The organism is Planomonospora sp. ID91781, assembly GCF_015711595.1.
Lineage (GTDB): Bacteria > Actinomycetota > Actinomycetes > Streptosporangiales > Streptosporangiaceae > Planomonospora > Planomonospora parontospora.
Genome location: NZ_JABTEY010000002.1, coordinates 1,564,454 through 1,586,068, shown reverse-complemented (window position 1 = coordinate 1,586,068; position 21,615 = coordinate 1,564,454). Strand labels below are relative to the sequence as shown.

The 21,615-nt window shown below is 76.0% G+C and carries 14 protein-coding genes; 3 read left to right on the top strand and 11 right to left on the bottom strand.

Annotated features, from left to right (window positions below; genetic code table 11):
- Positions 1–133 precede the first annotated feature (133 nt).
- Positions 134–1,261, top strand: a complete 1,128-nt coding sequence (locus tag HS048_RS26370) for an exonuclease SbcCD subunit D (protein ID WP_196468991.1) — start codon at positions 134–136, stop codon at positions 1,259–1,261.
- The gene (locus tag HS048_RS38570; protein ID WP_196468990.1) at positions 1,262–4,906 is read left to right on the top strand and encodes an AAA family ATPase; all 3,645 of its coding nucleotides are present in this window, start codon (positions 1,262–1,264) and stop codon (positions 4,904–4,906) included.
- 156 nt (positions 4,907–5,062) lie between these two features.
- On the opposite strand, the gene HS048_RS26360 is transcribed toward HS048_RS38570, so the two are convergent.
- From HS048_RS26360 to HS048_RS26350, 3 genes are read right to left on the bottom strand one after another with little or no spacing between them, the layout of a single operon-like run.
- Positions 5,063–8,197: a chromosome partitioning protein ParA gene (locus HS048_RS26360; RefSeq protein WP_230881889.1), complete on the bottom strand. Its 3,135-nt coding sequence runs from the start codon at positions 8,195–8,197 to the stop codon at positions 5,063–5,065.
- Positions 8,198–8,239: 42 nt separating this feature from the next.
- Complete coding sequence (locus HS048_RS37545; protein ID WP_304609697.1) at positions 8,240–9,553, bottom strand: hypothetical protein; 1,314 nt, start codon at positions 9,551–9,553, stop codon at positions 8,240–8,242.
- Positions 9,543–10,760, bottom strand: a complete 1,218-nt coding sequence (locus HS048_RS26350) for a hypothetical protein (protein ID WP_196468989.1) — start codon at positions 10,758–10,760, stop codon at positions 9,543–9,545. The genes HS048_RS37545 and HS048_RS26350 overlap by 11 nt, the downstream gene beginning before the upstream one ends.
- Positions 10,761–10,994: 234 nt before the next feature.
- Here HS048_RS26350 and HS048_RS26345 point away from each other — a divergent pair, with 234 nt between their 5' ends.
- A complete protein-coding gene (locus tag HS048_RS26345) occupies positions 10,995–11,651 on the top strand; it encodes a DNA-binding response regulator (protein WP_068895675.1) in 657 nt (218 codons plus the stop codon).
- 119 nt (positions 11,652–11,770) lie between these two features.
- On the opposite strand, the gene HS048_RS26340 is transcribed toward HS048_RS26345, so the two are convergent.
- From HS048_RS26340 to HS048_RS26305, 8 genes are all read right to left on the bottom strand, one after another.
- Positions 11,771–13,786 carry a prolyl oligopeptidase family protein gene (locus HS048_RS26340; protein WP_196468988.1) on the bottom strand — a complete coding sequence of 672 codons (2,016 nt, stop codon included), beginning with the start codon at positions 13,784–13,786 and terminating at the stop codon, positions 11,771–11,773.
- A 30-nt stretch (positions 13,787–13,816) separates the two neighbouring features.
- On the bottom strand, positions 13,817–15,559 hold the full coding sequence (locus HS048_RS26335; RefSeq protein ID WP_196468987.1) for an ABC transporter ATP-binding protein: 1,743 nt from the start codon (positions 15,557–15,559) through the stop codon (positions 13,817–13,819).
- Positions 15,556–17,340, bottom strand: a complete 1,785-nt coding sequence (locus HS048_RS26330) for an ABC transporter ATP-binding protein (RefSeq protein WP_196468986.1) — start codon at positions 17,338–17,340, stop codon at positions 15,556–15,558. The genes HS048_RS26335 and HS048_RS26330 overlap by 4 nt, the downstream gene beginning before the upstream one ends.
- A 79-nt stretch (positions 17,341–17,419) precedes the next feature.
- Positions 17,420–17,548 (bottom strand): SapB/AmfS family lanthipeptide, encoded by a 129-nt coding sequence (locus HS048_RS26325; protein WP_153054127.1) that lies wholly within the window; start codon positions 17,546–17,548, stop codon positions 17,420–17,422.
- A gap of 46 nt (positions 17,549–17,594) precedes the next feature.
- Positions 17,595–17,723 carry a SapB/AmfS family lanthipeptide gene (locus tag HS048_RS26320; protein ID WP_153054127.1) on the bottom strand — a complete coding sequence of 43 codons (129 nt, stop codon included), beginning with the start codon at positions 17,721–17,723 and terminating at the stop codon, positions 17,595–17,597.
- Positions 17,724–17,769: 46 nt separating this feature from the next.
- Positions 17,770–17,898, bottom strand: a complete 129-nt coding sequence (locus HS048_RS26315) for a SapB/AmfS family lanthipeptide (RefSeq protein ID WP_153054127.1) — start codon at positions 17,896–17,898, stop codon at positions 17,770–17,772.
- Positions 17,899–17,902: 4 nt separating this feature from the next.
- Complete coding sequence (gene lanKC, locus HS048_RS26310) at positions 17,903–20,539, bottom strand: class III lanthionine synthetase LanKC (protein WP_196468985.1); 2,637 nt, start codon at positions 20,537–20,539, stop codon at positions 17,903–17,905.
- A 146-nt stretch (positions 20,540–20,685) separates the two neighbouring features.
- Positions 20,686–21,498 carry a sensor histidine kinase gene (locus HS048_RS26305; protein ID WP_196468984.1) on the bottom strand — a complete coding sequence of 271 codons (813 nt, stop codon included), beginning with the start codon at positions 21,496–21,498 and terminating at the stop codon, positions 20,686–20,688.
- Positions 21,499–21,615: the final 117 nt, after the last annotated feature.

Genomic DNA, 21,615 nt, shown 5'->3' with positions numbered 1-21,615 from the left:
TTCGTCCGAGTTCCGTCTTCGATCTTCAACCCTACCCAGAGTGGAGGAAGCGTGGGTATCCAGTGGATATCGATGAGACCGGCGAGGTGAGAGTGGCGGCATATGTCGCTGAGTCCTGTTAGCTTCAGGCGTCATGCGGGTGCTGCACACATCGGACTGGCACCTGGGCCGTTCGTTCCACCGGGAGAGCCTCCTGACGGCCCAGGGAGTCTTCGTCGACCATCTGATCGAGACGGTCAGGGCCGAACGGGTCGAGGTGGTCGTCGTCTCGGGCGACGTCTACGACCGGGCGCTGCCGTCGGTCGACGCGGTCGACCTGTGCAACGAGGCGCTGCGGCGGCTGGTCGCCGAGGGCGTGCGGACCGTGCTGATCAGCGGCAACCACGACTCCGCGCGCCGCCTCGGCTTCGGGGCCGACCTGATCGACGCCGCGGGCGTGCACCTGCGCACCGACCCGGCCCGGGTCGGCACGCCCGTGCTCGTCGGCGACGTGGCCTTCTACGGCATCCCCTACCTGGAGCCCGAGCTGGTCCGCGGCCCCTGGGAGCTGCCCGAGCGCACCCACACCGCGGCGATCGGGCACGCCATGTCCCTGGTCCGGGCCGACCTCGCGCGCCGCGGCACCCGGTCGGTGGTGCTGGCCCACGCGTTCGTGACCGGGGGGCGGGCCAGCGACAGCGAGCGTGACATCAGCGTCGGCGGCGTCGCGCACGTCCCGGTCTCGGCCTTCGAGGGCGTCGACTACACGGCCCTCGGCCACCTGCACGGCCGCCAGCGGATGAGCGAGACCGTGCGCTACTCCGGCTCCCCGATCGCCTACTCCTTCTCCGAGCTCGGCCAGGTCAAGGGCTCCTGGCTGGTGGACATCGGCCCGGACGGGTTCGCCGGCGCCGAGTTCGCCGAGGCCCCGGTGCCCCGCAGGCTCGGCCGCCTCGAAGGCCGCCTCGACGACCTGCTCACCTCGGACGCCCACGCCGACCACGAGGACCGCTGGCTCCAGGTGGTGCTGACCGACCCCGTCCGGCCGAAGGGCGCCATGGAGCGCCTGCGCACCCGCTTCCCGCACGCGCTCACGCTCTCCTTCGAACCCGAGGGCGGACCGCCGGAGAGCGCGGCCCGGCCCCGGCTGGCCGGCCGCCCCGAGATCGAGGTGGTGCTCGACTTCGTCCGCGAGGTGCGCGGCGAGGCCGCCGACGACGAGGAGACCCGGCTGCTCCGGCAGGCCGTCGAGGAGTCCCGCGCCAAGGAGGCGATGGCGTAGATGCGCCCCCACCGTCTGCACATCACCGCCTTCGGCTCGTTCCCGGGCGAGGAGGAAGTCGACTTCGACGCCCTGGCCGAGGCCGGGCTCTTCCTGATCCACGGCTCCACCGGCGCGGGCAAGACCACCGTGCTGGACGCGCTCTGCTTCGCCCTGTACGGCCAGGTGCCCGGCCAGCGCAACAGCGCCCGCAGCCTGCGCTGCGACCACGCCCCGCCCGGCCGGGGCCCGCGCGTCGTCCTGGAGGTCACCATCCGGGGCCGCCGGCTGCGCGTCACCCGCTCGCCCGCCTGGCAGCGGCCCAAGCAGCGCGGCACCGGCACCACCCTGGAGCAGGCCAAGGTCCTGCTGGAGGAGCTGACGCCCTCCGGCGAGTGGACCGGCCTGACGACCCGGATGGACGAGGCGGGCGACCTCGTCGGCGGCCTGCTCGGCATGAACCTGGCCCAGTTCTGCCAGGTCGCGATGTTGCCGCAGGGTGACTTCGCGCACTTCCTGCGCGCCGACGGCGAGGAGCGCCGCAAGGTCCTGGAGCGGCTCTTCTCGGTGAAGGTCTACGCCGCGGCCGAGTCCTGGCTCGCCGACCGCCGCACCGCGGCCTTCCGCGACCAGCAGGCCCTGCGCCGGGAGGTCGACTCCGTCGTCAACCGGGTCGAGGAGGCGGCGGGCCCGGGCCTCCTGACCGCCCTCGCCGCGCCGGCGGCCTCCGCGGAGCACACCGTGGAGCACACCGCGGAGACGCGCGATGTGGCCGCCTGGATGGAGGACGACCCGCTGGGCTGGGCCGGGGCGCTGGCCGGGCTCGCGGAGGGGGCGGCCGCGCGGGCGGCCGCCGAATGCGCCCGGAGCGAGAAGGCGGCGCTGGAGGCGCGGCGGCTGCTGGAGGACGGTGTCGCGCTCGCCGACCGGCGACGGCGGCACGCCGAGGCGCTCACCCGGAGCCGGGCGCTGCAGGAGAGCACCGAGGAACGGGCCGACCTGGAGGCCGTCCTGGCCGAGGCGGCCCGGGCCGACCGGGTGCTCCCGTTGATCCGGGAGGTCGAGCAGCGCACCGAGGCCGCGGCCAAGGCCCGCAGCCTGGCCGCCGACGCGCTCAACCGCGCCACCCCCCTCCTGGACCGGGACCCCCTTCACGGCGGGGCCCGGCCGGCGGGTCCCGACCGGCTGACCGCGCTGGAACGCGAGCGGCTGGACGAGATCACCCGGCTGGGGGAACTGCGCGCCGAGGAGCCGAGGCTGGCCGCGCTGCTCGAGGAGCGCGGACGGGTGGAGGCGGAGATCGCCCACCTGACCGGCGAGCAGCACGCCGCCGACACGCGGCTGGCGGTCCTCCCCGGTCTGCGGGCCGGGGTGGAGGCCCGTCTCACCGCCGCGCGCCTCGACGCGGCCCGACTGCCCGCCGCGGAGGAGGCCAGAAGGGCCGCCGCCCGGCTCGCGGAGCTGGAGACGGACCTCGCCCGGCTCGACGTCCGGCTGCACGACCTGGCCGAGAAGGAGACCTCGCTCGCCGAGGCCCGGCAGAAACTGCCCGCCGCGCTGGGCGAGGCCGTCGCCCGGCTGGCCGCCGTGCGGGCCGAGGCCGCCGGGATCCCCGCGGCCCGGGCGGCGGTCGCGACCGCCGCCGCCGTGCTGGACGCCGTCCGGCGGCGCGACGGCCTGACGGTCCGGCTGGAGGAGGCCCGCCGGGCCCGCGGCGTGGCCGTCGACCGCGCCCAGAAGTCCCGCGACCGGCTCCAGGAGATCCGCCAGTCCCGGATCGACGGCATGGCGGCCGAGCTCGCCGCCCGGCTCGTCCCCGGGGACCCCTGCGCGGTCTGCGGCTCGCCCGACCACCCCGCCCCGGCCGCCCCCGCCGACGCGGCGCCCACGCCGGACGACGAGCGCGCGGCCGAGAGCGCCTACGAGGCGGCGCTGAGACTGCGGCAGGACGCCGAGAACGAGGTCGCCGACCTCGCCTCCCGGCTGGACGAGACCCTCGCCGCCGCCGGCGGCCTCACCGCCGGGCAGGCCGGGGAGTCGCTCGCCGCGGCGGAGCGGGAGCACGCCGCCCTGGCCGACGCCGCCGCGGGCGAACCGCGGCTGGCCGCCGAGGTGGACCGCCTCACGGCCGAGCTCGAGGACGTGCGGGCGCAGGCGGAGGAGGTCACCGGCCTGCTGACCGAGACCCGGGCCCGGCGGGAGAGCGCCGTGACCGAGCAGGCCCTGCTGTCCTCCCGCCTCCGCGCGGACCGGCACGGGACCGGGGACGCGCGCGAGGACGGGATCGCAGGCGAGACCGGGGAGGCCGGCGCCGGGAGCGCGGACGGGACCGAGGGCGCCGGCACCGGGAGCGCGGCCGGGGACGGCGCCGCGGGGCCGGTCGCCTTGGGGGAGGGCCCCGCGTCCTCCGCGGGCCGGGCGGCGCAGGCGCTCCGCCGGGCGGAGCGGACCCTGCGGGAGCTCGGGGAGTCCGCCCGGGCCGTGCCCGGTCTGGAAGCCGAGGCGGCAGGGCTGGCCGCCGAGCTGGAGGGGCTGCGGGAGCGGTCGAGGGAACTGGCGGTGGCGCTGTCGGCCTGCCGTACGAACCTGGAGCGGATCACCGCGGACGCGGGCCTGCTGACCGCGCGCCTGGACGCGGCCCGGGGCGGGGACCCGACGCTGGCCGCCCGGCTGGAGCGGCTGGCCGACGAGGCCGGGCTGCTCCGGGAGGCCGCGGAGGCCACCCGGCGGGAGCGGGACGCCGAGGACGAACTGGAGACGGCCCGGGCACGGGCCGCGGCCGGGGCCGCCGAGGCGGGTTTCGCCGGGATCGAGGACGCCCGGGTCGCGGTCCGCCCCGCGGCCGAGCAGGAGGAGAAGGCCGAGCGGCTCCGCGCGCTCGACCGGGAGCGCGCGGCCGTCGACGCCCAGCTCGCCGATCCGGAGCTGATCGCCGCGGCGGCCGAGCCCGAACCCGATCTGGCCGCACTGAAGTCCGGCCGGGACGCGGCCGACACCGCGCACGCCGCCCTGCTGTCGGCCTCGGACCGGGCCCGCCTCCGCCGCGACCGGCTGGCCGCGCTCCGCACCGAGCTGGCCGAGTGCCTGGACCGGTGGCGGCCCGCCGCCGAACGGCACCGCATCGCCGAGAGCCTCGCCGCGCTGGCCGGCGGGAACTCCGCCGACAACCAGTGGAGCATGCGGCTGTCGGCCTACGTCCTGGGCGAGCGGCTCCGCCAGGTGGTCGCCTCGGCCAACGAGCGCCTGGACCACATGTCGGGCGGGCGCTACCTCCTCCAGCACGACCTGCGCCGCGCGGCGGGAGACCGGAGCCGGTCGGGCGGCGGGCTCGGCCTGCGGATCCTGGACGGCTGGACCGGAGTGGACCGCGACCCCGCCACCCTGTCCGGCGGGGAGGGCTTCATCACCTCGCTGGCGCTGGCCCTCGGCCTGGCCGACGTGGTCACCGCCGAGGCCGGGGGAGTGGAGCTCGGCACGCTCTTCGTCGACGAGGGCTTCGGCACCCTCGACGAGGACACCCTCGACGGCGTCCTGGACATCCTGGACGGCCTGCGCGACGGCGGCCGGGCCGTCGGCATCGTCAGCCACGTCGGCGAGCTGCGCACCCGCATCCCGGCCCGCCTGCACATCCGCAAGGAGCGCCACGGCTCGACGATCCGCCAGTAGCGGACCGGCGGGCGGGGCCCGGACCCGCGCCGGCGGACCCCGGTGGAGGAGGCCCGAGCCCCGTTCACCGAACCGCCGAGGGCGTCCGGCGGTGCGGCGGGCGTACTGCCGAGGGTGTCCGGCGGGCCCGCCGGGTCGCTCCACCGGGCCGCCGGGTCACTCCACCGGGACCGGGGGACGGCTGACGGACGACATCAGCGCCCGGACCCGTTCGGCGTGCCGGTCATGGCCGACGATCACCGGCGGCTCGTTGTACGGCATGGCGTCGGAGGAGCGGCGCAGCTTGACGTACTGCCCGCAGGCGTCCACCGCGTAGGGCTCCATGTCGTCCTGGAGCGCGCCGATCACCGTGATCCCGTAGGTCTCGCCGATCCGCCGGAACAGCGCCACGGCCTCGCGCCGGTGCTCCTTGCCGAGGTTGCGGCCCAGCTCGTCCAGGACCAGGCAGAGGTGCCCGCCGCCGGAGGAGGCGATCGCCGCCGCGCAGACCAGCTTCACGGCCTTCTCGTCCATCAGCGCGGTGTTGGCCCTGCGGTTGTACGGCACGAAGGACTGCCCCTCGCCCCGGCGCCACTTGGGCGTCACCCGCCAGGCCCAGCGCTGCTCGGGGTCGGCGGGCGCGGGCGGCACCGGGAACTCCAGCGTCGCGCCGTATCCGCCGTAGGCGGTGTCCAGCTTGTCGAACTCCTCGGCCACCCGGGTCAGCCGCGCCCTGATCGCCGCGGTCAGCGCCGCCCGGTGCACGGCGGTGGACTGGGCCGCCTCCTCGGCGCCCTTGGCGGCGACGGCCAGGTCGCGCTGCCGGGTGGCGAGCTGGACCTCGATCTGGCGGCGCTGGTGCCGTTCGTACTCCTCCTGGCCGCGCAGGTAGGACGAGAGCGCCGAGCACACGCCGGGGAAGGTCGCCTGCTCCCGCGCCGTCCGGCCCGCACCGGGCTCGGTCCGCTGCCGGATCAGGAACCGCAGCTCCTCCGGCATCTCCTCGTCCTCGCCGGGGAAGGTGTCGCGCAGCGCCTCGTCCAGGCGGCGCTCGGCGGTCCGCCACCACTCCTCGGCGGTCAGCGGGCGCTCGGCCTCGGGCAACTCCCGCAGCCACTCGCGCGCCTGCTCGGCGGTGCCGCCCCACTCGCGGGTCAGCGCCTCCAGGGCGAGCGCCTCGCGCTCCGCGGCGACCGAGGCCGCCTGCGCCCCGGCCCGGTCCCGCTCGGCCTCGTGCCGGGCCCGCAGGCCCTCCAGCCGCTCGATCTCCATGTTCCTGGTCCGGGAGCGGAAGTCCAGCGCGCCCGCCCGCCGTTCGGCCTCCGCCACCGCCGGGGAGACCTCGGCCAGCGCCCCGGCCAGCTCGGTCAGCCGGGCCCGCCGTTCGGCCAGCCGGCGCTCGACGTCGGCCAGCTGCACGGCGGCCCGGGCGCCCTCCAGCCGCCGCCCGGCCTCGGCCACCGCCTCCTCGGCGGCCCGCACGGCCCCGGCCGCCTCCTCCTGCAGGTCGCGTGCCCGGTGCAGGCGCTGCTCGGCGGCCTTGATCCGGGTCTCCCGGCCGGTGGCCACCGCCTCGAAGGCCCCCACCACGGTGACGCCCGCCGCGCTGACCAGCACCGAACCGGGCAGCGCGGACAGGGCCCGCGCCGCCGCCTCCAGGTCGGCGGCGTCGACGACGACCGCGTGCTCCTGCGGCCAGCCCCGGCCGCCGGTGCCGGCGGACGGGGCCGCCGCCCCGCCCGGCGGCACGGCGGTCCCGCTCTCCGGCGCGGCTCCCCGGCCCCCGGCCGGAACGGCTCCCCCGGGGGCGGCGCCCACCGGGAGCCCTCCCGCGGATCCGCCGTCCCGGGCGTGCTCGGCCACGTCGATCGCGTCGAGCAGGCCGGTCGCGCCCACGCCCGCCTCGGCGAGCGCCCGGAGCTGGGCGGCGGCCGGACCGCTCTCGGCGTCGTCCAGCGCGGCCCCGGCGTCCGCGACCTCGCGGTCGGCCACGCCGAGCGCCTTCAGCGCCTCGCTCGACCGGGCCCGGGCCCGGGCCAGCTCGTCCTCCGCGGCGGGCACGTCCCGGCCGTCGGCCAGCCGCCGCCGCTCCTCCAGGCCGGGGATCCGGCCGCGCAGCTCGTCCGCCGCGCTCTCCGCCACCGCCCGGTCGGCGTCGAGCCGCGCCGCGCGGGCCTGGAGCGCCGCCAGCTCCGCGCGGGCCTCGGCCAGGCTCCGGTCCAGCGTGTCGTCCTTCAGCGTGGCGATCTCCGCGCGGACCGCCTCGATCTCCTCGGCCGCCCGCTCACCCGACCGGCGCAGCCCCTCCAGGTCGGCGGCGAGCGCCTCGTCCCGCAGCACCGCGTCGCCGAGCCTGCGCGCCTGCCGGCCCCGCCAGCAGCGCAACGCGTCCGCCAGCCGCACCCGGGCGCGGTCGCGCCGGTCGAAGGTCTCCAGCAGGGTCCGGGACTCGTCCTCGAACTCCTTGAGCGTCTCCACGGCCCGCGCCGCCCGCACCCGCTTGGCGTGCTCGTCGCGGCGCGCCTCCCGCTCCTGGTCGAGCTCGGCGTCCAGCCCGGTCAGCGCGGCGATGGCCTCGAAGACCCGCTCGGGGGAGATCTCGTTGAGCGGCTGGGAGAGCAGGTTCGTGGCGACCTTGCTCCGCACCGAGGTGGACAGGAACGACACGCACCGCACGCGGTCGCCGTACAGGAACCTCGTCAGGTCGCGCGCGACCACGTCCCGCCGTCCCGCCGAACGCGGCAGGCCCGCCCAGACCTCGTCGGCCCGGACGACCCGCTCGGCCTCCGAGGCGGCGGCGGCCATCCGCACCCCCCGCGTCCACCGGACCTCCAGGTGCGGGGCCTCCTGGTTGACCCGCAGCCACACGGTCACCGCGTCGGGCAGTCCGGCCTCCGGGGCGCGGGGGTGGTCGAAGACGCCCACGATGTAGCCGTGACCGGCGCTCGCCCACGTCCGCCCGCCGCCGCCGGCCGCGAGCTCGGCGTTGAACAGCAGCTCCGCGACCGACTTGGCGCCGGAGGCGAAACGCCACTGCTCGTCGCCGAGGAGGGCCGTGATCATCGCGATGAACGAGGACTTGCCCGCCCCGTTGGAGTCCTTCGGACCGGCCCCGGCGACCACGACGAGCGTGCCGGGGACGATCGGCACGGGGTGCGTGGACAGGCGGGAGATGTTGACCGCCTGCACGGCGATCAGCACCCGGTCGCCGACCACGTCGTGGCCCGGCTCGCCCGCCCGGACCTCCACCGGCACCAGGCTCGCCTGGCTCCCGGGTGCGTCCTTCGCCGTACGGCTCGACTGCTCGGCCAACCTCGTCGTTCCTTCCGTGTTCTGCTCTGATGCGCCCGGCTGCTACCGGCGCCGGGCCCGTACGGCCGCCGCCAGCGGGGTGTGCGGCCCCGCGGCGAGGATCAGCTCCTCCTGCAGGCGCCGCCTGGCCGCCGGGGTCAGCCGGTGGAACTGCGGGCCCGGCACGTAGCCGCCCGCCTCCTCGCCCGACTTCACCTGGGTGACCAGCCCCGCGTGGCGCAGGGTCCGCAGCGCGGTCTCCAGCTCGCCGATGGGCAGCAGGGTGTGCCGCCGCAGCTCCTCCGCCTGGGCGGGGAACGGCGACAGCCAGCTGTCGGCGGGCAGCAGGCCCTCGGCCCGGGGGATCGCCACCGAGTGGACCAGGACCAGCACCAGGACGGCCCGCTCGGCCTCGCCCAGGGCGGTGCCCGCCTCGGCCGCCACGTCGTCGGCGTATCCGGAGGTCCACGTCTCCCGGCCGGAGACCAGGACCCTGCCCCGGCGCCGGAGCATCTCCGCCAGCACGCGGCGGAGCACCGGGTCGCGCAGCGCGGGGAACCGGGCCTCGTGCACCGGCTCGGCCGCGTGCTCCACCGCCATGAACGCGGCGACGACCTCCGCGCGGCGGCGCTCGTCGAACGGGGCGAGCAGGTCGTCGTCCACGCCCTCGGGGAGGTCCAGGCCCGCGGCCGCGTCGTGGCCGGTCTCCCCGGCCACGGGCAGCACGGCGGGGACGCCCTCCTCGCCCGGGCCGGGCAGGCGCCGCACCAGCTCGCGCAGCTGCGCGTGGGAGGCGGCGGGCCAGGAGGCGCACCGGGGGCCGAGCCGTACGGTGCCGTCGGCGACCACCAGCCAGGCCGAGTCGTGCAGGCGGCGCAGGGCGCCGACGGCCCAGTTGCGCATGAGGTCGTCGGAGCGGCCGATCAGCGCCCGGTAGGCCGCCAGCACGTCGTCGACGGGCGCGGGGGTCCCCGGCCACGGGTCGGCGGTCAGGTCGCTCCAGCAGCACTTCAGGGCGGCGGCCAGGACCCGCCGGGTCTCCCCGGACCGTTCCACGGCCACCGGCGCGGCCTGGTATTCGGCCAGGAGCGAGGGGGTCGTCCCGTCCGGCCAGGCGGGCAGCGCCAGACCGGTGCCGTCGCCGCGGCCCAGCCGCACCATGCCCGGGGGCGCGGCCTCGCCGGGGCCCAGGGTGAGGGGGCCGGTGGACCTGGCCCGGACGTGCGCGAGCGCCGCCGTCCCGGAGGTCTCGGCCGCCGTGGTGGCCGCGGCGGCGTCGGCGTCGCCGGATCCGGTGGACCCCGGCCGCGGGGCGGGAACCGCGGACCCGGCGGCCGAGGGCGCGGCGCCGGGCGCGCCGGTGCCGTCAGGCGTCATGGCCGGTCCTCTCCAGCAGGCCGTGGGAGAGCCAGGCGGGCTCGGCTCCGGGCTCGGCGGACAGGCCGTCGGACCAGCGCAGGCGGTAGGGCGACTCGGGGCGCAGATCGGCGGCGACGAGGTCGGCGAGCAGGCGGCGGACCGAGACCCACTCGCCGTCGGCGGTGAGCAGCTCCTCCAGCCGGGCCGAGGAACGCCCGCCGAGCGCGGTCTCGGCGACCGAGGCCAGGCGGTCGAGCCCGTCGGCGCCGGGCTCGTAGGAGTCCGCCGGACCGGGGTCGGGCAGCGCGGGACGCGGAGGGGCGGGCTGGACGGGTGCGGGGCGGGGGCTCTCGTCGACCGCGCGGACGATGGCCGCCGGATCGTGCCACGGGGCGGGGGCGTCGAAGACGAAGCCGTCGAGCACCGCGGCCAGGCGCTCCCTGTCCGCCGTCTGGGCGAACGTCCGCCAGGTCTCGGCGGGCAGCAGCGTGAGGTTCCTCGTCGTGCCCGCGGAGTCGGCGAGCCGGCCGGCGGCGCGGCGGGAGGCGTCGCTGTAGGAGTAGATGGCCGCGCGCAGCTCGGTGCAGGTGCGGTCCAGGTCGGGCCAGCGGGTCAGGATCGTGGCGTGCAGGCTCTGCGCGCGCTGGGCGATCTCCTCGGTGCCCCAGAGCGTGGGCGCCTGCTCCCGGAGCTCCTCGATGGTGCCCCCGGTCAGGGTGATGAGCTCCAGTGCCCAGAGCCGGAAGGCCCGCGCCAGGTTCTGCGCGCTGACGCGCGCCTCCTCCATCGTCGTGCGCGGGTCGGCGACGTTGAGGTCCTCCAGCGCGAGGAGCCGGTGCACCTCGGACTGGCCGCCGTCGTGGAGCATGCGCCGGATGAACATCAGGCCCACCATGCTGGTGAACGACGCCCGGTAGCGGAGCTGGTGGGGCTTGGGGAAGACCTCCCGGACCGCGCCGAGGCCCTTGAGCACCCGCAGGCGGTTCTCGAACATCTCCAGCGGGTAGGCCCGGCAGGCGTGCCGCATCTGCTCGTGGGTCAGCCACTCCTCCCCGGCCTCGGCGAACGCCGTGAACAGGATCTCGGCGATGTCGACGAGGGCCGGATCGTCCACCACCGCGCCGCTGTCGCGCGCGAGCGCGGCGAACATCCGGCGGTAGGTCGTGAGCACGGCCTCCTCGCTGAGGGCCGAGTCCAGCGTGATCTCGTGGGTCGTCTCTGGCACGCGCCCTACCGTAAGGCTTGCGCCTGACAATCCCGTCCTCCGCGTCCTCCGGACCCCTGCGAACCCCTATAAAACAGGACATCACGCCTGGTGGGGCGGTGTGGTGGCCGGAACCGGTCAGTGTTCGCCGTTCCTTCAGGTTAAATTCGGGTAACGCGGTAGTCGGCCGGTTCCACTGGGTAGCGCCGGGATCCGGGAGACGGATCGTGTGTCACCGTGAGAGGGAGACTGCGCGTGATAAATGTCCTGATAGCTGAGGACATGCACCTCGTCCGGGGGGCGATGGTCGCCCTGCTCTCGACGGAGGAGGACATCGAGGTCGTGGGAGAGTCGGGGCACGGCGACGAGGTGGTGGAGGCGTGCCTGCGCCACCGCCCCGACGTCGCGCTGATCGACATCGGCCTGCCCGGCACCGACGGCATCACCGCCGCGGCGGAGCTGCGGCGCGCCCTCCCCGGCTGCCGCACGGTCATCCTCACCGGCCTCGCGACGCCGGCCGCGCTGCGCAGGGCGCTGGACGCCGGGGCGCGCGGCTTCGTCGTCAAGGACGCCCCCGCCGGAGAGCTCGCCGGGTGCGTGCGCCGGGTCGCGCGCGGCGAGCAGGTCGTCGACCCCGACCTGGCCGTCGCCGCGCTCAGCGCCAGGGAGAACCCGCTGACCTGCCGGGAGCTGGAGGTCCTGAAAGTGGCCGCCGAGGGGGCCCCGGTCGAGGAGATCGCCGACCGGCTCTACCTGTCCGGGGGCACCGTCCGCAACTACCTGTCGCGGATCCTGTCGAAAGTCGGCGCGAGGACCCGCGTGGAGGCGATCAGGATCGCCAAGCAGGACGGCTGGCTCTGGCCGGACGACCTCAGCGAGGTCGGGCTGGTCCGCCACCGCTCGCGCGTCTGAACCCCGCCCCGCCCCGCTCGCGTACCAGGGCCCCGTCCCGCCCGCCGCGGTCGTCCGCGCGTCCCGGCCCCCGTCACCGTCCGGGCGGCGGGGGCCCGCGGCCGTCCGCGCGTGGCCCGTCACCGTCCGGGCGGCGGGGCCCCCAGCCCGGTGTGCGCCGCCAGGAAGGCCAGCATGTCCGCCGCCAGCCAGGCCGCCCGCCCGGCGGCCCGGGCGCCGTGCCCGACGCCCTCCTCGTGGCGGAGCAGGACCGGCCGGTCGCCCGACGTGGCGTGCTGCAGCGCCGCGCACATCTTCCGCGCGTGCATGGGGTCCACCCGGGAGTCGCCGCCGAACGAGGCCAGCAGCGTCGCCGGGTAGTCCACCCCTTCGCGGACCCGGTGGTACGGCGAGTAGCCCAGCAGGTGGCCCAGTTGCTCCGGGTCCTCCGCGGAGCCGTACTCCCCCCGCCAGGACGGGCCCAGGCCGGAGAGCTCGTAGCGGACCATGTCGAGCAGCGGGGCCGAGCAGACGGCGGCGGCGAACAGCTCCGGCCGCTGGGTGATCGCGGCCCCGGCCAGCAGCCCGCCGTTGGACTCGCCGCAGGCGGCCAGCATCCCGGCCGTGGTCCAGCCGTCGGCGATCAGCCGCTCCGCGGCGGCCGTGAAGTCGTCGATGGAGTTCTGCTTGCGCTCCAGCATGCCGTCGCGGTGCCAGGCGGCCCCCTCCTCGCCGCCGCCGCGCACCTGGGCGAGCGCGAAGACGCCCCCGGCCTCCACCCACGGCAGGATGTAGGCGGAGTAGGAGGGGGTCAGCGGGATCCCGAACCCGCCGTAGCCGTACAGGATCGCCGGGCGGGGCCCGGTCCCGGGCCGGGCGAGCACGACCATCCGCACCGGCGTGCCGTCGGCCGAGGCGTAGACGATCTGGCGGGACTCCAGCTCGGGCACGTCGACCGCGCCGGGCGCGGCGGCCCAGAGCGAGGTCCGCCCGGTGCGCGCGTCGTAGCGGTGCACGCTGCCCGGGGTGACGCCGTCGGTGTAGGAGAACCACACCTCGCAGCCGCCCTCGGGACGCGCGGACATCCGGCCCGCGGTGCCCAGCCCGGGCAGCGGCACCCCTCCCAGCCGCTCGCCGGTGGCCGCGTCGTGCACCCCGATCTCGCTGATCGCGTGCCGGGTCCGGCCGACGAGGAGCACCGGGCGGCCGGGGCCGTCGAGGACCGCGAAGTCGGAGATCACCGCCTCGGGGTCCGGGCTGACCAGCTCCCGCCAGCCCCCGGGGCCGGGGTCGGCCGGGTCGGCGACGCACAGCCGGCCCGTGGGCGCGTCCAGCGTGGTGAGCAGGTACAGCCGGCCGTCGCGGCCCACGGCGGGCACCGTGACCGCGTCCGCCCCCTCCTGCACCACCCGCAGGCCGGGCCGCTCGGGCGGGGAGGCGGCCAGGTCGGCCAGCCAGACGTCGTTGCCGGCCCCGGCCGGGGCCGAGACCGTCAGCCAGCGGCCGTCGTGGCTGGAGCCTAGGCCGTAGGACCGCTCCTCGGCGCAGATCACGACGTCGTCGGCGGCGGGCGTGCCGAGCCGGTGCAGGCACACCCGCCGGTCGCGGACGTAGAAGAACGCCTTGCCGTCCGGGAGCCAGGCCACCGGGGCGTAGCGGCAGCGGTCGATCGGGCCGTCCACGGTCCGCCGGGTGCCGACGTCCATGACCCGCAGCTCCGACCGCTCGTCCCCGCCCCGCGACAGCTGGTAGGCCAGCAGCCGGCCGGTGAGGTCGGGCTGCCACCGGTCCAGGACGGTCAGCCCGGAGGGGTCGAGCGCACCCGGGTCGACCAGCGCCTCCTCCGCCCCGTCCGGGCCGGCGGTGTACAGGACCGGGTGCTCCCGCCCGGCCTCGTGACGCAGGAAGAAGCGGCGTTCCCCGCGCCACAGCGGCGGCGTGACCGTTCCGGCGGAACAGAGCCCGGCCACCCGGGCGTGCCAGCGGTCGCGGCCGGGCAGGGCGGCGGCGTGCGCCCGCCACAGGTGCTCCTGGGCGGCCGACCAGCTGCGGGTCCGCGGGCTCGCCGGGTCCTCCAGCCACCGGTACGGGTCCGGTACGGCGTGCCCGTGCAGCAGGTCGGTGACCGGCTGCCGCTCGGCGGGGGGATAGATCATCTGATCGGCTCCTGGACGTCCGGGGTGAGGTCAGGCCGCGTGCCCGGAGGGCGCGTCCGGCCGGGTGCCGGGCGGCGCCTCCGCGGAGGAGGTTCGGGGGTCCCACCGGCCGACCAGGCCGGCGTAGAGGGGGGACGAGGCGAGCAGTTCCCCGTGCGTCCCCAGCCGCACGCGCGTGCCGTCCATGACGAGGACGCGCCGCGCGCGCAGGGCGGAGGCCGGCCGGTGGGCGATGACGAGGAGCGTGCCGCCGCGCCGGGCGAAGGCCTCCTCCGCGCGGGCCTCGGCCACCGGATCGAGATGACAGGTCGCCTCGTCGAGGACGATCAGGCGGGCCGGGGTCAGGTAGGCCCGGGCCAGTGCGACCAGCTGGCGTTCACCGGGGGAGAGCAGGGCGGGGCGGATCTCGGCGCGGTAGCCGCCCAGCCGCTCCACCAGCCCGGCCAGGCCGACCGCGGCCACCGCCTCGTCCACCTGCCCGGCGCCGGCCCGCGCGAGGTAGGTCAGGTTCTCCATGAGGGATCCCCGGAAGACGTACGCCTCCTGGGGGATGAGCACCCGCTCGGCCGGGGCGAGGCGGTCGGCGGGCACGCCTCCGACCAGGACCTCGCCCGCGTCCGGGCGGAGCACGCCCGCGATGAGCCCGGCCAGCGTGGACTTGCCGATGCCGCTGGGCCCGACCACGGCGAGGTGGTCCCCGTCGGGGACGGACAGGTCGAGACCGGCGATCACCGGTTCGGCGTGCGGCCCGTAGGCGAACGTCACGCCGCGCAGTTCGGCGCCCCCGTGCGCGGCCGGGAGCCGGTCCCCCGCCGCAAGCGGCCGGTCTGCGCCGGTGCGCGCCGACTCCTCGATGCGGTCGAGGGAGACCCACAACCGGACCCCGCTGACGCCCAGGCCCTCCACGAGGTTGTCCAGGGCCGGGGCCAGCGACTGCGTGACGTAGGCCAGGGCGCCCAGGATCACGCCGGCGCCGGCTCCCTCGGACAGCAGCCACGGGGTGCCGGCCAGTACCAGCACGGCCGGGGACCAGCCGCCCACAGCCAGCGAGAGGGTGCGGACGGCGGTCACCCGGGCGAGCGCGCGGCCCGCTTCGGCCTGCTCCGTCACCCGGCGCCCCACCGCGGCGGCCGCCCGCTCCTCCGCCGCGCAGGCCGCGATGTCGCGCAGGCCGCCGGCCACGGCCGTGACCGACTCCGCCGTCCGCTCGTCGGCCAGCAGGAACGCCCGCTGCCGCCGGGCCAGGACCGGCAGCGAGAGCAGGAAGAGGCCGAGACCGGCGGCGAAGGGCGGCAGCACCAGCACCAGCACCTGCGGGATCAGCGTCATCAGCCCGAGCAGTACGCTCACCGCGGTGAACACGAAGGACCTGACGACCGTGACGACCGAGGCGAGGGCGTCGCGGGCCAGCTCGACCTGGAGGTTCGAGCGGGCCACCGCCGAGGCCTCCGTGCCCGGGCCCGGAGCGGCCGACCGGTCCAGCGCGCCCTCGACGACGTGGCTGAGCAGATCCTCCCGGAACGGCTCCACGATGGCGGCGACGGCCAGCACGACCCGCTGCGCGCCGATCGCGGCGACGAGCCAGGCACCGCCGAGGACCGCCAGCCAGGCCAGGCCGGTCGCCGGTCTGCCCGCGGCGAAGCCGTCGTCGATCGCCCGCGCGACGGCCAGGCCGATGAGGAGTGCGGGCGCGCTCTCCAGCACGGACCACAGGCCGAGCCGGACCAGTACGCGCGGATCCCGGCGCAGCGCCCGCAGAACCGGCCGCTTCACGACGCGCCCGCCCGCTCCGCGGCGTCCGTCCGGCGCGGGCGGGGCCCGGGGTCGTCCGGCCCGGTCCGCCGCACCTCGAAGACGGCCCGGTAACCGGGGTCGTCCCAGAGCACCCGGTGCCGGTCGTAACCGCGGACCCGGCCGCCCTCCAGCCAGATCACCCGGTCGGCCGCCGCCGCGGTCGCGACCCGGTGGGTGACGATCAGCCGGGTACGGCCCGCCAGCTCACCGGCGAGCGTCTCGCTCACCCGGCGCTCGGTCAGGGTGTCCAGGCTGGAGGTGGCGTCGTCCAGGACGAGCAGGCGCCGGCCGTGCGCGAAGGCGCGGGCCAGGCCGAGCCGCTGCCGCTCCCCGCCGGACATCGGCGCGTCGGCGAGCGGGGTGCCGTAGCCCGAGGGCAGTCTCCTGACGAAGGCGTCGGCGCACGCGGCGCGGGCGGCCGCCCGCAGCGCCTCCAGCCGCTCCGGGGTCGGCGGGGCGTCCGGCGCCCCGGGATCCGCTCCGGGGCCGGGCTCCCGCAGGCCGAGGCCGATGGCGTCGGCGACGGTCTCGCCGATCAGGACGGGGCGTTCGAAGGCGTAGCCGACGGCATCGCCCAGCGCCTCCCGGGACAGGTCCGGCAGCTCGACGCCGTCGAGGAGCACCGCGCCGCCGGAGGGGTCGGCCAGGCGGCCCGCGAGGGCCGCGAGGACCGACTTGCCCGCACCCGACCGGCCGACCACGGCCACCGAGCACCCTCCCGGGACCAGCAGGTCGACGCCGGACAGGCCGTCGGCGGTGACGCCTCTCAGCTCCAGGGTGCCGGGACCGGGAGGCAGGGAGCGGCGGCCGTAGGCCCTGCGCGGCTCGGAGAGCAGCTCGCCGATCCGCCCCGCGGCGGCGCGCGCCCGGGCCAGGCGGCCCACGTAGCCCAGCGCCGAGCCGAGCCCGGCGCCGAGGACGACGTAGCGGGCGGCCGAATACAGCTCCCCCGCGGTGAGGTCGCCCGCGGCGAGGCGGAATCCCCCCACCCCGAGCACCGCCACCTCCAGCAGCGGCACCACGACACCGGCCTGCACGCCCGCGCGGGCGTTGGTCCGCCACATCTCCATGGCGTGCGCGCGCAGCCGGGGGAGCGGGGCCAGCACCCGGGCCTTCTCCTCGGCGTGGGTCCCGGCGGCGGCGATGGTGCGCGCCCCGGCCAGGGCGTCGATCAGCCGGGCCGCGATGTCGCCCTGCGCCTCCTGGTAGTCGCCGGCGAGGGTGGTGCTCACCCTGAGGAAGGCCCGGAGCACGAGCACGATGACGACGAGGCCGGCGGCCAGGGTCAGCGTCAGCCAGGGATCGATGAGAGTGAGCGCCACCAGGCCTCCCGCGGTGGGGATGACCAGCGCCGCCCCGGTGACGAGGGTCTCCGGCGCGCGGCCCGCCTCCTCGGCGTTGACACCCGCCCGGGTGGCCAGCTCCCCCTCGGAGAAGCGCCGGCTCAGTGCGGGCCCGGCGCCGAGCACGTGCCGCACGGTCAGGTGGCGCAGCCACTCCGAGGCCCGGGTGCTGCAGGCTCCGGTCGCCCACACCCCGAGGGCGTCGCACGCCACGGCCGCGACCACGATCGCGGCGCAGGCGCCCAGCCACGTCCCGCGGGAGGGGGCGGCCGAGACGAGGGCGTCGACCGTCCGGCCCAGGACGAACGGGAGCGCCAGCTGCGCGAGGGCACCGGTCACGGCGGTGACGGCCAGGACGCCGAGCCACGGGCCGCTGCGCCGTACGATCCGGGCGACCAGCCGATCCGACGACCGCACCCGTCCCTCCTCTCCCGGTGCCGTCTGCAAAGGAAATGCCCGGGACGGCCTCAGCAGGCCGTCCCGGACACGTGTGCCGCTAGTGGCAGAGCGCGACGCTGAGGTTGCTGGGCTTGCCGGAGTTGCAGGTCAGCGCGGTCAGGGTGCTGCCGCCGCCGCTGCCGCCGCCGGTGGGGGCCTCGAGGGACTGCAGGTCGAGAAGGACCATGGGATTACTCCAGTTCTGTGTTCGGGGGATGGGGGTGGAACCGGGACTAGTGGCAGAGCGCGACGCTGAGGTTGCTGGGCTTGCCGGAGTTGCAGGTCAGCGCGGTCAGGGTGCTGCCGCCGCCGCTGCCGCCGCCGGTGGGGGCCTCGAGGGACTGCAGGTCGAGAAGGACCATGGGATTACTCCAGTTCTGTGTTCGGGGGATGGGGGTGGAACCGGGACTAGTGGCAGAGCGCGACGCTGAGGTTGCTGGGCTTGCCGGAGTTGCAGGTCAGCGCGGTCAGGGTGCTGCCGCCGCCGCTGCCGCCCCCGGTGGGGGCTTCCAGGGACTGCAGGTCGAGAAGTACCATTCGTTCACACCTCCTTCGGTGACTCGTCGGGGTGGGACCGCTCGGCGGGCTCGTGTGCAGGCGATGCCGTTGCCATGGCGCCTGCGCCGCCGGGCGGTTGGATGAAGGGGAGGAACACCGGGCGGTCGTTCAGTGCGGTGCTCATCGCGAACAGGACTCCGGCCGTGCCGGTCGCGAAGTCCATGGAGAGCCGGAGCAGCTGGTCGCCGGGGAAGGCCAGCCCGTCGCCGTGACTCAGCGCGTGCCAGGCCAGCCCCCGGATCTGCTCGGCCAGGTCGGTGCCGGGACCGTCGGGGAAGGGGCCCAGCCCTCCGCCGAGAGCCGCGATCATGCCGGCCCGGCCGGTGAACAGCCCGGGCTGCACGAAGAACCTGCCGCGGGTGACGAGCCGGCAGGCGTCGAGCGCGGCCGCGAACCCCTCGTCGTCGCGGTGGGCCAGATAGCGGGCCAGGACCAGGCCGATGCCCACGGACCCCTCGTCGAGGTAGGGCAGGGTGCGCCAGCCCTGGTCGACCTGGAGCGTCCCGTCCTGGGTGGTCCTGCACCGCCGCAGGTCCTGGCGGAGCGCCACGGCGGCGTGCTCCAGCAGCGCGGCGTCGCCGGTGTGCTCGTAGGCGTGCAGGAAGAGCAGGGCGGAGCCGGCCGAGCCGTACATCAGGCCGGCGCGGGGGCCGGTCCCGCCGCTGAGCTCGGGCACGTCGTCGGGACCGCCGAGCCGGTCGGCGCAGATGCCGGCGGCGCGCAGCGCCGTGTCCGAGAGCGCGCGCTCACCGGTGGTCCGGGCGAGGTGGAAGAGGTTCAGGCCGATTCCGGCCAGGCCGCCGAACAGGCCGGTGTCGAGCAGTTCCCACTTCTCGCGCAGGCACCTGTCCACGATGTCCAGCGCGTCCTGGCGGTGGCCGAGCAGGTCCAGGACGTGCGCCACACCGTGCAGTCCGTCGTAGAAACCGATGCGCGCACCCCGTTCGAGGTCGCGCGCCCGGCGCCGCAGCCACTCCTCGTGCTCGGGGAGGCGTCCGGCCCCGGCCGCGTCCAGCGCGTAGAGCACCCCGGCGGCCCCGTGGGCGAAGGTGAGGCCGCCGCCGGGCTCGAACTGGGCCGGGTCGCCGGGGAAGAGCCGGTCGTCGCGGTCGGGGGTGGCGCTCGCCAGGATGGCGCGGACCATCGCGTCCCGCACCTCCGGCCAGGCGTCGTGGCCCGGCCGGGGCGCCGGCCGCGACGCCACCGGCTCCGTGCCCGTGATCGTCCGGACCGCGTCGTCGATCACCTCGGGCGGGACGGGGAAGGCCTCCTTGATCAGGCCCGCCAGCTGGGCGGCCTTGCCCCGGTCGAGCATCTGCATGATCATCAGCTGGGGGGCGAACAGCCCGATGCAGAGGCAGGCCAGGGCGTAGGCGTCCGTCTCGAGGCCGTGCCGGTCGCGGGGCGCGGCGAAGGCGGGATGGCCGAGCGTGGCGCGTTCGCGGTTCTCGGCGAGGGTCGCGACCTCGTAGTCGATCAGGACCATGCGGCCCTCGGCGGTGACGAGGATGTTGTTCGGGTGCAGGTCGCCGAAGACCACCCCGCGCCCGTGCAGGGACTCGACGGCCGCGCGGACCTTGGGCAGCACGTCGAGCACCCAGGCGGTGTAGTCGGCGAGCTCCCGCGGGCCGCACGAGGCGCGGGTCAGCGGATACTTCTGCACGAGGAGCCGCTGCAGCGGGTTGCCGTCGACGAACTCCTGGACCAGGAAGTGGTGGTCGCCCAGTGTGAAGTAGTCGACGAGCGCGGGCACCGCGTCCAGCCCGGACAGCCGCTCCAGCATGTCCCGCTCGTGCGCCAGCCGGGTGACGGCGTCCCGGTCCATGGTGTCGAGCCCGGCGTACGGACGCGCCTCCTTCAGCACCACCCGCCGGTCGGTCCGCGCGTCCCGGCCGAGGTAGACCCCGCCGCCGTTGGAGAACTGGATGACGCTCTCGATCTCGTACGGCAGGCCCGCGGTGGTGACCGCGTTGCGCGCGGCCAGGTGGGGTTCGAGGAAGGCCGGCAGCGTCACCCAGGAGGGGAGGCTGAAGGAGGGGCCGCGGACGTCCGGGACGAGGTTGCCGTCCCCGTCCTCGAGGGCCAGGACCAGCTCGCCGTTGCCTCCCGTGCAGTGGCGCGGGACGAAGCCTCCGTACCGCACGAAGAGCGGGCCCTCGCCGTACCGGAGATCGCTGAGGATGTAGGGTCCCCTCACCCCCCGCAGCAGGATGTCGAGCTCCTTCAGGGTGAGTTCGAGCTGGCTGTCGTCCAGCGGGTAGATCGTGACCAGCTTGCCGCTCGATCCGCGGGCGGCCGCCTTGGAGTTCAGCATCGTCATGACCGGCCGGCTGCGCAGGAACTTGAACGGGATGTCCCGCGGCACGCAGTAGTCCCACACCGCTTCCATGGCGCGCTCGGAGTCCTCCACGCACGCCGACACGTGGATCTTCCATCCCTGCGGCGGCACCGTCCCCTCGGCCGGCGCGTAGTGCATCCACGTGTCGGTCGCCTGGTGCGTCCAGCCGTCCGGGACCTCCCGGGACGCGAGGGGGAAATCGGGATGGCCGCCGCGGCTGCCGTCAAGAGTGTCGTAAAAGAGCGGATCCGCGAGGCAGTAAAGCTCGTACTGGTCATTCACGGGGATCTCCTTGCTGGCTTCCAAAGAGAGAATCCCGGACGTACCCGGCTATTTCCAGTTACAAGTTCCATCGCTCGAATATGCATAATTCACAGGCATGACGGTGAAGATGTGCGTCATGCGAGGTGGAGTCGATGAAGTGAAAGTTATTCAGAAAAGTCGACGGGGGCTTCGGCGACCAGCCGGAACCACCCGTCCGGCCCGGCCGCGGCGTCCACGGTGCCCCCGAGACAGGCCATCCGCTGCCGGAGATTGGCCAGGCCGCCGGCCTGCGGGTGCGGATCCGGACGCGGGCCGGGCGTGAGCGTGGAGCCGGGGGCGGGCTCGGCGGCGAGGGCTCCGGACGGGGACGCCGGCCGGGAGCGCCCGGCCGGGAAGCGGCCGGGGCCGGCCGCCCCGTCGTTGGCGACGGTCAGCCGCAGCCGGCCGTCGTGCCGGGTCGTCTCGATCACGCACTTGCGGACCGCGCTGTGCCGGAGCATGTTGGTGACGCTCTCCCTGATCACGGCGCCCAGCGCCATGTTCAGGTCCGCGGGCAGGCCGGTGGCGTCCACCTGGATCAGGCAGTCGGCTCCCAGGCTCCACAGCAGGGCTTCGGCCCGTACGGCCTCACCGTGCAGGGAGAGGTTGCGGTGGGACCGGGAGGCGTTCCGCACGGCGTGGGCGGCGTGCCGTACGGCCTGGAGCGCCTCGGCGAGATCGCCGCGGAGCCGGGCGTCGCCGTGCGCCTGCCGGTAGGCCAGTTCACTCTTGATCGACGCCAGCCACAGCCAGTGGCCCACGAGATCGTGCATGTCCCGGGTGAAGTCCTCGCGCGCCCGGGCGACGGCCCTGTCCCGCTCGGCCGCCTGCTCCCGCCTGAGCCGTCTGAGCCGCGCCCAGAGAAGGGCCGTGACGCCCAGCGAGGCGAGAAAGAGCAGAGCCGTGACCGCCACCGCGGGATGGATGTGAGACAGCATGCCGACTCTCGCCGGAGGGGGAGTAACTCCGCCATAGAACCATCTATTAGGTTAACTGTCAACAAAACCAAACAACGCTCGGTTATGTCAACGAATCCGAAATGTCAACATAGATGA